This window comes from Streptomyces sp. DI166 (assembly GCF_900091315.1).
In the GTDB taxonomy this organism is placed as follows: Bacteria; Actinomycetota; Actinomycetes; order Streptomycetales; family Streptomycetaceae; genus Streptomyces; species Streptomyces fuscus.
In genome coordinates, this window is record NZ_FLSP01000086.1 from 1 (window position 1) to 12,140 (window position 12,140).

The 12,140-nt window shown below is 71.7% G+C and carries 9 protein-coding genes and 1 riboswitch; of the genes, 6 read left to right on the forward strand and 3 right to left on the reverse strand.

Annotated features, from left to right (window positions below; genetic code table 11):
• Positions 1–1,338: DUF5691 domain-containing protein (locus GA0115233_RS31440; RefSeq protein WP_255310422.1), on the forward strand; the 1,338-nt coding region annotated here is incomplete at its 5' end.
• A 213-nt stretch (positions 1,339–1,551) separates the two neighbouring features.
• Here the strand turns inward: GA0115233_RS31440 and GA0115233_RS31445 are convergent.
• Complete coding sequence (locus GA0115233_RS31445; RefSeq protein WP_093723742.1) at positions 1,552–1,971, reverse strand: cobalamin B12-binding domain-containing protein; 420 nt, start codon at positions 1,969–1,971, stop codon at positions 1,552–1,554.
• 311 nt (positions 1,972–2,282) lie between these two features.
• On the opposite strand from GA0115233_RS31445, the gene GA0115233_RS31450 reads away from it, so the two are divergent.
• Both GA0115233_RS31450 and GA0115233_RS31455 read left to right on the forward strand, forming a co-directional pair.
• Positions 2,283–3,140 carry an esterase/lipase family protein gene (locus tag GA0115233_RS31450; RefSeq protein WP_093723716.1) on the forward strand — a complete coding sequence of 286 codons (858 nt, stop codon included), beginning with the start codon at positions 2,283–2,285 and terminating at the stop codon, positions 3,138–3,140.
• 298 nt (positions 3,141–3,438) lie between these two features.
• Positions 3,439–4,956 (forward strand): M23 family metallopeptidase, encoded by a 1,518-nt coding sequence (locus GA0115233_RS31455; RefSeq protein ID WP_255310423.1) that lies wholly within the window; start codon positions 3,439–3,441, stop codon positions 4,954–4,956.
• Between the two features lie 22 nt (positions 4,957–4,978).
• Here the strand turns inward: GA0115233_RS31455 and pcrA are convergent, their stop codons facing one another.
• Positions 4,979–7,456, reverse strand: a complete 2,478-nt coding sequence (pcrA, locus tag GA0115233_RS31460; RefSeq protein WP_093723718.1) for a DNA helicase PcrA — start codon at positions 7,454–7,456, stop codon at positions 4,979–4,981.
• A gap of 330 nt (positions 7,457–7,786) precedes the next feature.
• Positions 7,787–7,960, forward strand: a riboswitch (cyclic di-AMP (ydaO/yuaA leader).
• Positions 7,961–7,968: 8 nt separating this feature from the next.
• Here pcrA and GA0115233_RS31465 point away from each other — a divergent pair.
• Positions 7,969–9,144 (forward strand): C40 family peptidase, encoded by a 1,176-nt coding sequence (locus GA0115233_RS31465; RefSeq protein WP_093723719.1) that lies wholly within the window; start codon positions 7,969–7,971, stop codon positions 9,142–9,144.
• Between the two features lie 112 nt (positions 9,145–9,256).
• Positions 9,257–10,261 (forward strand): tellurite resistance/C4-dicarboxylate transporter family protein, encoded by a 1,005-nt coding sequence (locus GA0115233_RS31470; protein ID WP_093723720.1) that lies wholly within the window; start codon positions 9,257–9,259, stop codon positions 10,259–10,261.
• On the opposite strand, the gene GA0115233_RS31475 is transcribed toward GA0115233_RS31470, so the two are convergent.
• Positions 10,239–10,592, reverse strand: coding sequence for a hypothetical protein (locus GA0115233_RS31475; protein ID WP_093723721.1), 354 nt, complete (start codon positions 10,590–10,592; stop codon positions 10,239–10,241). The genes GA0115233_RS31470 and GA0115233_RS31475 overlap by 23 nt on opposite strands.
• 461 nt (positions 10,593–11,053) lie before the next feature.
• On the opposite strand from GA0115233_RS31475, the gene GA0115233_RS31480 reads away from it, so the two are divergent.
• On the forward strand, positions 11,054–12,136 hold the full coding sequence (locus GA0115233_RS31480; protein ID WP_093723722.1) for a C40 family peptidase: 1,083 nt from the start codon (positions 11,054–11,056) through the stop codon (positions 12,134–12,136).
• The last annotated feature ends 4 nt before the right edge of the window (positions 12,137–12,140 follow it).

Below are 12,140 nucleotides of genomic sequence, written 5' to 3' on the forward strand. Positions count from 1 at the left end.
CGGCGGGCGCCGGGCACGGCGCCGGACCTCACGGAGCTGCTGCCCCAGTGGCTCACCGCGGCCAACGCCCACGGCTACGCCCCGCCGCCGCATCTGCTGCCCGCCCTGCTGGACGCGGCCCGGGGCCGCACGGATCTGCGGCCTGCCGCGCTGCGGTTCGCGGGCACCCGCGCGGTGTGGCTGGCCCGGCTGAACCCCGACTGGCGGTTCGCGCTGCGCGCGGCACCGGGCGCGGACTCCGCGCTGCCGGGGCCGGAGGAGACGGAGCGGGTGCAACGGCTGTGGCAGGAGGATCTGTTCGCCGAGCGGGTCGCCCTGCTCGCCGCGCTGCGCGCACGTGAACCGGCCGCCGCGCGGGAGTTGCTCGCGTCGACCTGGGCGACGGAGCGGGCCGAGGACCGGCTGATGTTCCTGGACTCGCTGCGCACCAACCTCGGCGCGGCGGACGAGCCGTTCCTGGAGCAGGCGCTGGCCGACCGCAGCCGCAATGTGCGGGCCACGGCGGCGGAGCTGCTGTCGGCGCTGCCGGGGTCGGCGCTGGCCGCGCGCATGGCGGTGCGCGCGGGGGCGTGCGTGGCCGTGGACCGCACCGGCGACACCCCGACGCTCACCGTCGAGGCGCCGCACGAGTGCGATCCGGCCATGGAGCGCGACGGAGTGGTGGCCAAGGCCCCGGCGGGCCGCGGACAGCGGTCGTGGTGGCTGGGGCAGGTGGTGGAGGCGGCGCCGCTCGGTTGCTGGCCGGGGCGGCTTGGCGGCCGTACGCCCGCGGAGATAGTGGCGCTCCCGGTGGCGGACGACTGGCAGGCGGAGCTGCACGCCGCGTGGTGCCGGGCGACCGTACGGCAGCGGGACCCGGTGTGGGCGCGGGCGCTGCTCGGGGTGCCCTCGGCGCCCGAGGCGGGCGGACCGGGTGCGGTGTCGCTGGCCGAGCGGGCGAAGCTGCTGGGCACGCTGGGGGCGGAGGAACGGGCCGAGTGGGTGGCCGGGTTCATCGCGGCGCACGGACTGTCCGAGGCGTTCCAGCTGCTCGGGGTGTGCGCCGTACCGTGGGCGCCGGCGCTCGGACGGGCGGTGGTCGACGCGCTCAACATCGCGCGGGACGCGGGGAGCTATCCGTGGAGCTTCAGCGGGGTGATGGGGCTGGCCGAGCGCTGTCTGGACCCGGCCGAGGCGAACCGCCTGGACGGCCTGCTGGCGGTGCCGGACGAAGCGGAGGACGCCTCACCGGGGGCCGGCGGGCACTGGGCGGAGGCGTTCCAGCGGCTGGTGACGACCTTGCGGCTGCGGGCGGCGATGCTCGCGGAGCTGGAGCCGGACACCCGCCCGGAGCCATAGCGGAAGCCATGGCCGGAGCCGGACACCCGCCCGGAGCCAAAGCGGAAGCCATGGCCGGAGCCGGACACCCGCCCGGAGCCAAAGCGGAAGCCATGGCCGGGGCCGGACACCCGCCCGGAGCCAAAGCGGAAGCCGTGTCTGGCGCCGTCGCGGGAGCCGGAGCCCTGGGGGAGACTCCCCCGGGCCCCGCAACCGCCCCCGTGGGGAACCGGCTCAGCCGGAGACGCTCGGCTGGCGCACGTTCGCGCGGACCCAGTCCACGATCGACTGCGTCGTCGCACCCGGGGTGAAGATCTCCGCGACACCCTTCTCCTTCAGCGGCGCGATGTCCGCCTCCGGGATGATGCCGCCGCCGAAGACCAGGATGTCCTCCGCGTCGCGCTCCCTGAGCAGGTCGATCACCGCCGCGAAGAGCGTGTTGTGCGCCCCGGAGAGGATGGACAGGCCGATCGCGTCGGCGTCCTCCTGGATCGCGGTGTCGACGATCTGCTCGGGCGTCTGGTGGAGCCCGGTGTAGATGACCTCCATACCGGCGTCGCGCAGCGCCCGCGCGATCACCTTCGCACCCCGATCGTGGCCGTCGAGCCCCGGCTTGGCCACCACCACGCGGATCGGACCGGCTGCCACACCCATCACTGCCTCCATGAAGCGACTACTTCCATCCGTCCCGACAAGTACCGCACATCGCACTCGCGCCGTGCACGCGTACCCGTCGTGGCACGGATGCCCCGCGCCACACCGACCGGGGAAGTGAACGAACGTTATCGCCAGCATCCCGCAACCGGCAGTTTCGCGGTGGAGACCGAGGGGGAAATCACACGGTGGGACACGTTCGCCGCGCGGCGTCCGGAGCCTGTGCGGCACCGGGACCACCGACTTCGGCGCGGCTCATGAGGGCATACGGGGGACAGTGGCGTCCTCGGTGTGCCGACAGGAGGTCGGCCATGAAGGTCACCAAGGCAGTGCTGCCCCTTCTCCCCCTCTGTCAGCGGCTGCTGCCGGGCCGACTGGCGGGACTGTCCGTGGCGCTGCTGAAGGCCACCGCCCTGGAGATCGCGATCCTCGCCGGACACCTCCTCCTCTATCCCTCCGGAGTCACCCAGGAGCGCAGGCGGGCGCTGCCGAAGGACGCGGCGGCCACGCCCCACCTGCCGACGGAGGGCAGGCCTCCGGTCGTGCTGCTGCACGGCTTCATCGACAACCGCTCGGTCTTCGTGCTGCTGCGCCGCAGCCTCGCCCAGCACGGCAGGCACCGGATAGAGTCGCTCAACTACTCACCGCTGACCTGCGACATCCGCACGGCGGCCGAGCTGCTCGGCCGGCATGTCGAGGAGATCTGCGAGCGCACCGGCAGCGAGCGGGTCGATGTCGTCGGGCACAGCCTCGGCGGGCTGATCGCCCGGTACTACGTCCAGTGCCTCGGCGGAGACGCCCGGGTCCGCACGCTGGTCACGCTCGGCACCCCGCACTCCGGCACCTCGGTGGTGCCGCTGGCCAACGCGCACCCGATCGTGCGGCAGATGCGCCCCGGGTCGGCGGTGCTGGAGGAGCTGGCCGCGCCCGCACCGGGCTGCCGGACCCGTTTCGTCAGCTTCTGGAGCGACCTCGACCATCTGATGGACCCGCTGGAGACCGCCTGCATCGACCATCCCGATCTGCTCGCGCAGAACGTCCGGGTCAGCGGGGTGGGTCATCTCGCCCTGCCGGTGCACCCGGCGGTGGCGGCCGGGATACGCCAGGCACTCGACGACGAGCCGACGGAAGCCGCGGCGGCCCGGGCGGGCGGCCTGACGGTGGCCTGAGGCCGGCCCGACGACGGACTGACGACGGCCTCAGGGCGGCCCGAGTACGCCCTGAGGCCGGCCCGAGTACGCCCTGAGGGCGGTCCAAACTCGCCCCGAGGACGCCTCCAACCCCACCCACCCCTCGAACGCTCTTCGAACACAAGGCCAAAGTCGCGTCCGCAGTCCCCCGAAACACGGCCGAATGCCCGTTTCCCGGAAGCACGAAACCTGCCGAAGATTGTCGTGCCCGCGTACCGCCGGGTACAGTCGCCGCACTGCTCTGGCAGCCCCTGTTGTCGAGGCGAAAGAGAAGTTGGTGAACGACCGTCACCCGTCGGGGACCGCGACCTCCCCGGCTCCGGCTTCCGACGCCGCCTCGGCGCACTACGCGTCGTACGGCACCCAGGAAGCCGCGTACGGCGACTTCACCACGTACGCGACCTACGACGCCTCGGGTTTTCAGCACACCACCCAGGCCACCGGCACCTTCGAGGCCGACCCCCTCTTCGGCGCCATGCCGGGCGACAGCGCCACCGGCGCGTACGACTCGGGGCAGTGGGCCGCGACCGGTCATCACACCCCGCACTACGACGCGTACGCGGCCCAGCACCACGCCGCCTACGACAGCGGGGTCTACGAGTCGACGGCCTGGTCGGCCGAGTACCAGCAACTCTCCTCCGTACCCCCGCAGTCCACACCGTCCGAGGACAGCGGCCAGTGGGACGCCGGCGCCTGGAACCAGCCCCAGCAGCCCGCCGACGCGACCCAGCACTGGGAATGGGGCACACAGACCTTCGACACCGGTGCCTACGACGCCACGCAGTGGAACTCCGGCGGCGCCACGGCCGGTGCGGACGACTACGAGCACCGGGCCGAATCGTTCTCCCAGCCGGAGACCGCGACATTCGAGCAGGTCGCGACCGACGACCCGACGCCGTACGGCGAGTCCTACGACGAGGACCCGCACGGCGAAACCACCTCCACCGAGGGCGAGTTGACCGCCACCGGTGAACTCCCCGCGGTCACCGACCTCCTCGACGACCAGGAGGAGCCCGGCCCCGTCCCCGGCTCCCGGGCCGCCGCCCGCAACGCGAGCCGCTCCCGCCGCCGTGCCCCCGCCCGCCGCTCCGCCCTGCTGACCGTGGCCGTGCCGTCGGCCTGTGTGATGGGCGTGGCCGGTATCGCCGCCGCCTCCGTCGGCACCCTGACCGGCGGCGACGAGAAGGACACCAACACGACCGCCGCCGACACCGGGGCCGTCAAACCGTCCGCCGCCAACGACAAGCTCGACACCCAGCTGGAGATCCTCTCCGCGGGTGCCGACGACTTCGCCGACCGGGCCAGCCGGACGCAGGAGCGCATCGACCTCAAGGCCCAGCAGGAGGCCGAGCGGAAGAAGGCGGCGGAAGAGGCGGCCCGCAAGGAGCGGCTGCGCCCCAAGTTCGCCCTCCCGGTCGCCCAGCACGGACTGAGCGCCTACTACGGCCAGGCCGGTATCAACTGGATGTCCGTGCACACCGGCATCGACTTCCCGGTCTCCTACGGCTCGACGGTGATGGCCGCGACCGACGGCACCGTGCGCACCCAGTGGAACAGCGCCTACGGCAACATGATGATCGTTACCGCGAAGGACGGCACGGAGACGTGGTACTGCCACCTCTCCACGTACCAGGTCGCCTCCGGTACGACGGTGAAGGCCGGCGACACCATCGCGTTCTCCGGCAACTCGGGCAACTCCACCGGCCCGCACCTGCACTTCGAGGTCCGTCCGGGCGGCGGCTCGGCCATCGACCCGCTCGCCTGGTTCCGCAGCCACGGGCTGGACCCCTCCTAGGCCCAGCCCCGCTTCCCTCTGATTACAGCTTCTCCACCGGCGCGTAGCGCAGCAGCAGCCGCTTGGGCTTGGCGTCGCCGAAGTCGATCGTCGCCTCGGCGTTGGCGCCGCTGCCCTTGACCGCCATCACGGTGCCGAGCCCGAACTGGTCGTGCGTGACCCGGTCGCCGACCGCGAGTGCCACGACCGGCTTCTCGGACGTGCGGCGGGTGGCGAAGCCGGAGGCGCCGGACGCCGCCGAGCGGGACCGGGACGACGACAGCGAGGCGGCCACGCCCGACGCGGGCCCGGAGGACACCGGCGACGACGCGCCCGTGCGCTTCCAGTCCACGTGCTGCGCCGGGATCTCCTCCAGGAAGCGGGAGGGCGGGTTGTAGGAGGGCTGGCCCCAGGCGCTGCGCATCGAGGAACGGGTGAGGTACAGCCGCTCCCGGGCGCGCGTGATGCCGACGTAGGCCAGGCGCCGCTCCTCCTCCAGCTCCTTGGTCTGACCGAGGGCGCGCATGTGTGGGAAGACGCCGTCCTCCATGCCGGTCAGGAAGACGACCGGGAACTCCAGGCCCTTGGCGGTGTGCAGGGTCATCAAGGTGATGACTCCGGAGCCGTCCTCGTCCTCGTCGGGGATCTGGTCGGAGTCGGCGACCAGCGCGACCCGCTCCAGGAAGTCGGCGAGTCCGCCCGGGGTTTCCTCGTTCTCCTGCTCGAACTCCAGGGCCACGGCGGCGAGTTCCTGGAGGTTCTCGATGCGGGTCTCGTCCTGCGGGTCGGTGGACGCCTGCAACTCGGCCAGATAGCCGGTGCGTTCGAGGACGGCCTCCAGGACGGTGGCGGGCCCGGCGCCGGACTCGACGATGGTGCGCAGCTCCTCCATGAGCGTGTTGAACCGCTTCACGGCGTTGGTGGAGCGCGCGGCCATGCCGTACGCCTCGTCCACGCGCTTCAGGGCCTGCGGGAAGCTGATCTTCTCGCGCTGGGAGAGCGCGTCGATCATCGCCTCGGCGCGCTCGCCGATGCCGCGCTTGGGGACGTTGAGGATGCGGCGCAGCGGGACCGCGTCCTCGGGGTTGGCCAGGACGCGCAGGTAGGCCAGGACGTCCCGGACCTCCTTGCGCTCGTAGAAGCGGACACCGCCGACGACCTTGTAGGGCAGGCCGACGCGGATGAAGACCTCTTCGAAGACACGGGACTGGGCGTTCGTCCGGTAGAAGACGGCGACGTCCCCGGCCTTGGCCTCGCCCACGTCGGTGAGGCGGTCTATCTCGTCGGCGACGAACTGCGCCTCGTCGTGCTCGGTGTCGGCGACGTAGCCGGTGATGCGCGCGCCCGCGCCCGCGTTGGTCCACAGGTTCTTGGGGCGGCGGGACTCGTTGCGCTCGATGACGGCGTTGGCGGCGGACAGGATCGTCTGGGTGGAGCGGTAGTTCTGCTCCAGCAGGATCGTCGTGGCGTCCGGGTAGTCCTCCTCGAACTGGAGGATGTTGCGGATCGTCGCCCCGCGGAAGGCGTAGATCGACTGGTCGGCGTCACCGACCACGCACAGCTCGGCGGGCGGGAGCTCGGCCTCGGGCGGCACGTCGACGGGGTGCTCGCCGGTGCCGACCAGCTCGCGCACCAGGGCGTACTGGGCGTGGTTGGTGTCCTGGTACTCGTCGACGAGGACGTGCCGGAAGCGGCGGCGGTAGTGCTCGGCGACGTCCGGGAAGGCGCGCAGCAGATTGACCGTCGTCATGATCAGGTCGTCGAAGTCGAGGGCGTTGGCCTCGCGCAGCCGCGACTGGTAGAGGGCGTAGGCCTGGGCGAGGGTCTTCTCGAAGCCGTCGGAGGCCTGGGCGGCGAAGTCCTCCTCGTCGATCAGCTCGTTCTTGAGGTTGGAGATCTTGGCGCTGAAGGACTTCGGCGGGAACCGCTTGGGGTCGAGGTCGAGGTCCCGGCAGACCAGCGCCATCAGGCGCTTGGAGTCGGCGGCGTCGTAGATCGAGAAGGACGAGGTGAAGCCGAGCTTCTTGCTCTCCCGGCGCAGGATCCGTACGCAGGCGCTGTGGAAGGTCATGACCCACATCGCGTTCGCGCGGGGGCCGACGAGCTGCTCGACGCGCTCCTTCATCTCGCCCGCGGCCTTGTTGGTGAAGGTGATCGCGAGGATCTGGCCGGGGTGCACATTCCGCTCGGCGAGCAGATAGGCGATGCGGTGGGTGAGCACGCGGGTCTTGCCGGAACCGGCGCCGGCCACGATGAGCAGGGGGGAGCCGGAGTGCACGACGGCCGCGCGCTGGTTCTCGTTGAGCCCCTCGACGAGGGCCGCCGCGTCGAGGGCGGGGCGGGGGGCGCCGTCGCGGTAGTAGGCGTCCCGGTCCGGTGGCACGTCGAACTTCCCGCCGAACAGATCGTCCGGAACCGACTCCGGAGCGTGATCGTCCTCGGGCGGTGGCGGGGGCTCCTCCTCGTGCCCGCGAGGGGCCTGGAGGTCCGCCAGGAAGCTGTCGTCAAAGAGGCTGCTCATCGCTCTCCGAGTCTAGGGCTCCCCACTGACACCCGGCTGCCGCCCTTGGAACATCGGGGGCGGCTTTGCCGCGGGCGACCGGGGGCCACCCAGTAAATCGAACAGATATACGGTGGCGCGAATCACCTGAAGAACGCCCTCTTCGCCCATCAGGCCGAATGGACGCAACCTCGCACCAATCACCCCGGATTGATCACTCCCCGCAATCTTCTGACCGAAGGTCACGAAAATGTATCGGGCATATCACCCATCAACCTTCACAGGCGCCACGCGAGTTGGCTACCGTTCCGGGCAGGCCGTACGACCCCCTCCGGCGAACGACGCCGGGCCGCGCGGCCTCCGCCGAGTCCACGCTGCCCTTCCATGGCAGCCGGAGCCGGGGACCCACACCGACCTTGGGGTGAATCGGCCCAACTCCCTGACGGGAGCAGGCCGTAGGGCAACCCTTCCTAACCACCCGCCCGAACCCGACAGCTAACTCGGTAGGCGGAACATGGAAGGAGTCGCCTCCCTTGGCGTCGCACCGCAAGTCGCGTCCCGCGGGTACGCGCGTAGCAGGCATACGGACCCCCGCCCTCGCCACGGCCGCGCTCACCTCCGTGGCCCTGCTGTCCCAGACGGCCAACGCCAGCCCGAGCACGGACGACAAGCCGAGCCTGGAGGAGGTCGAGAAGAAGGTAGACGACCTCTACCGCCAGGCGGAGACGGCGACCGAGAAGTACAACGCGGCCAAGGAGAAGACGACCAAGCAGCGCAAGCAGGTCGACACACTGCTGGACGACGTCGCCAAGCGCACCCAGAAGCTCAACGACGCGCGGGAGGAACTCGGTTCCTTCGCCGCGGCCCAGTACCGCACCGGAGCCTCCGCCCCGCAGACGGCGACCTTCCTGCTGGCGGACTCGCCCAAGGACTACTTCGACCAGACCCAGCTGATGGACCGGATGACCGGCCGTCAGAAGGAAGCCGTCGACGACTACGTCACGCAGCAGTCGGAGACGATGAAGAAGCGCAAGGAGGCCACCGAGAGCCTCCAGACGCTCCAGGAGTCGCAGTCCGACCTGAAGACCGCGAAGGCGACGGTCCAGAAAAAGCTCGCCGATGCGCGCGAGCTGCTCTCGGAGCTGACCGCCGAGGAGAAGGCACGGCTCGCGGAGATCGAACGCGAGAAGCAGGAGGAGGCCGCACGCAAGGCGGCCGAGCTGGCCGAACAGCAGGCGGCCGAGGAGCGCCGCCAGGAGGAAGCGGCTGCCGAACAGCAGGAGAGCGGCTCGTCGTCGACGGGTACGGGCACGAGCACCGGGTCCGAGGCGACGGCGGACTCCTCCTACGCCTCCAAGGCCGAGAAGGCGCTCGCCTTCGCCCGCGCGCAGATCGGCAAGCCGTACGTCTGGGGCGCGACCGGCCCGGACTCCTACGACTGCTCCGGCCTCACCCAGGGCGCCTGGAACGCCGCGGGCATCTCCCTGCCCCGCACCACCTGGGACCAGGTCAACGCCGGCACCACGGTCTCCCTCGCCAACGCCCAGCCCGGGGACCTGGTCTTCTTCTACGACGACATCAGCCACGTCGGCATCTACATCGGCAACGGCATGATGATCCACGCCCCCAAGCCCGGCGCGTACGTCCGCGAGGAGTCCATCTACTACGACGGCGAGGGCTCCATCCACAGCGTGGTGCGCCCGGCCTGACGAGCCCGGTACACCCGCACTGACGGCGGGGGCACGCGCGCGTGGGGGCCATTTCGGCGTCACGCGCGCGTGGCCCGCGGGCTGGGCGCGTCCCGGTCCTTAGCATCGGCGCATGCCCGCCCGCACTGACCCTCGCTCGCTTCGCGCCTGGTGGGCGCGGCGTCCTCCGGCGGCCGGTGCCGCGGTGATGGCGACCGGCATCCTCTCGGTCGGCCTGCATCTGACCGGCTACGAGGTCCTGTCCCGCATCGCCCTGGTCCTGGCCTGCGTCGCCTGGGTGGGCCTGGCCGCGGACTTCGTGCTGCGGCTGCTGCGCCAGCCCGCGCGCTGGCGGGAGGACGCCGGTACGCCCGCCGCGCTCACGGCCGTGGCGGCGACGAGCGTCATCGGCACCCGGTTCGCCCAGTTCGGCTGGACGGGCCTGGCCGGGGCCCTGCTGGCGCTCTCCGCGCTGCTGTGGCCGGTCCTGCTGTGGATCGTGCTGCGGCACTGGCATCCGGGCATGCCCGGCGCGGTGTTCCTCGGCACCGTGGCGACCCAGGGCCTCGCGGTCCTCGCTGCCACGCTCGCCGCCGAGGAGTCGGCGGCCTGGCTCGCGCACGCCGCCCTGGTGCTGTTCTGGCTGGGGCTCGCCCTCTACGTGCTCGCCCTGTTCCACTTCGACCGGCGCCAGGTGCTGGAGGGTGCCGGGGACCACTGGATCGCGGGCGGCGCGCTCGCCATCTCCGCGCTCGCCGGGTCCAAGCTGATCGCCGCCGACAGCCCGGCGCTGTACCTGTGGAACGACGACGCCGACTTCGTCCTGCGGCGTGTCACCGTCTTCCTGCTGGTCCTCGACCTCGCCTGGTACGCCGTCCTCGCCACGGCCGAGGTGATCAGGCCGCGCCTGGACTACGACGTACGGCGCTGGGCGACCGTGTTCCCGCTGGGCATGACCGCGGCCGGGGTTCTGTCGGTGGCCGACGCCGTCGACGTGCCCTGGCTGGAGGCCCCGGGCGAAGTGCTGCTGTGGATCGCGGTCGCGGCCTGGCTCGCCGTCTCCTACGGCGCGCTGCGCCAGGAGCCGCTCTACGCCGGGACCGGGTCCCCGCAGCTCACGTCCACATCACGGCGATGAAGACGTTCGCCATGGTGAGCAGCCCCACCAGGCCGAACAGCCCCTTGTCCACCTTCTCCTCGTCCCGCTTCACATAGACCAGACCGAGGATCACGATCAGCAGCGCCAGCTTCACGCCGATCTTGACGTTGTTCACGGTGTAGTCCTCGGCCTGGTTGAGCCCGACCAGGATTACGCCGGTGACCAGCATGGTCAGCGCACCGTGCAGCATCGCCGGGACGAACCGGGCGGTGCCCTGGCCCATCGCCTTCATCTGGGTGAGAAAGCCGCCCAGCAGCGAGGCGATGCCGATGATGTGCAGGCCGACGAACAGGTGGATGAGTGCGTCCATGAGGCCGGAGCCTAATCAGGGCGCTCCGGGCGCCCGGCACCGGCCCGGCCTCTTCGCCGCCGGCCTCTTCGCCGTCGGCCTCTTCGCCGTCGGCCTCTTCGCCGCCCGGCGGAACCCGCATATATGCGCTCCATAGCACCCCGCCACCCCCACCCGCCCCGGAAACCTCGACTCGGTCAGCGCGCAGCGCGAAGGCGCCCGGCCCGTTCGCGGATCCCGGTCACATACGGTCGCCTCGCGATCCGCTGGTGGCAGTTCCGGACAACGCGTTACCGGCCCGACACATACGGGCCTAGCGTCCTCCCCCAGGTGACCGGCTCCCCACCGCCGCCCGGGCCAGGGGCGGCAGTCGGACACCACCGCCGAGAAGGTCCGGCGGCGGCCTGCTCCCCCTGTGCGGGCCGTCGCCGGACGCGTCAGCAGGCGGCCGATGGAGTCGTGCGAAAGGACGTGCAGTCCACGTGGCAGCACATCGCAAGCCCCGGCAGCGCTCGGCCGGCGGCACCACCGTCCGTACGGCCGCCACGGTGGCCCTGGCGGGCGCGGCGACCGCGACCGGCTTCGACGGGATCGGGCACGCCGAGCCCGACCTGACACCGGCACAGGTCAAGGCGAAGGTCGACCGGCTGTACCAGGAGGCGGAGGCCGCCACCGAGAAGTACAACGGCGCCAAGGAGAAGGCGGAGGCCGCCGAGTCCCGGCTGAAGTCGCTGCGCGACCAGGCCGCCCGCAAGACGGACAAGCTCAACTCGGCGCGCGACGCGCTCGGTTCGATGGCGGCGGCGCACTACCGCGAGGGCGGCCTCGACCCGGCCGTACAGCTCGCGCTCTCGGAGGATCCCGAGCGGTACCTGGACAGCGCCGAGTTCATCGACCGGGTCGGCACCCGGCAGGCGGCGTCCGTCGCGGACGTCCGCAAGCAGCTCCGCGAGATCGGCAAGCTGCGCGGGGCCGCGCGGATCGAACTGACCGCGCTGAAGTCGCGCCAGGCCGAACTGCAGCAGCACAAGAAGACGATCACCGGGAAGCTCGGCGAGGCCAACCGGCTGCTGTCCCGGCTGAGCGCCGAGGAGCGGGCCCAGCTCGACGACAGCACCGGCGCGCGGGCCACCCGCTCCGGCTCGGGCGAGCGCGCGGGCCTCACGGCCCCCGGCGCGGCGACCGCACCCGGCTCCGCGACCGCGGAGGCCCCCAACTCCCGCGCCGCGCAGGCCGTCGCCTACGCCTACCAGAAGCTCGGCAGCCCCTACGTCTGGGGCGCCACCGGCCCCAACGCCTTCGACTGCTCGGGACTTACCCAGGCCGCCTACCGCGCGGCCGGTGTCTCCCTCCCCCGCACGACCTACGCCCAGATCGGCGCCGGACGCCGCGTCTCCCGCTCCGAACTCCTCCCGGGCGACCTGGTTTTCTTCTACTCCGGGATCAGCCACGTCGGCATCTACGTCGGCAACGGCCAGATGATCCACGCCCCGAACCCGTCCGCCCCGGTCCGCGTGGCACCGATCACCGAGATGCCGTTCGCGGGGGCGACGCGGGTGGTGTGAGCCC

What these genes read in the sequence shown, in the direction of transcription:
- GA0115233_RS31475 (WP_093723721.1), bottom strand. Translation starts at nt 10,592, where the DNA reads ATGGACGCACTCATCCACCTGTTCGTCGGCCTGCACATCATCGGCATC.
- GA0115233_RS31445 (WP_093723742.1), bottom strand. Translation starts at nt 1,971, where the DNA reads ATGGGTGTGGCAGCCGGTCCGATCCGCGTGGTGGTGGCCAAGCCGGGG.
- GA0115233_RS31450 (WP_093723716.1), top strand. Translation starts at nt 2,283, where the DNA reads ATGAAGGTCACCAAGGCAGTGCTGCCCCTTCTCCCCCTCTGTCAGCGG.
- pcrA (WP_093723718.1), bottom strand. Translation starts at nt 7,456, where the DNA reads ATGAGCAGCCTCTTTGACGACAGCTTCCTGGCGGACCTCCAGGCCCCT.
- GA0115233_RS31470 (WP_093723720.1), top strand. Translation starts at nt 9,257, where the DNA reads ATGCCCGCCCGCACTGACCCTCGCTCGCTTCGCGCCTGGTGGGCGCGG.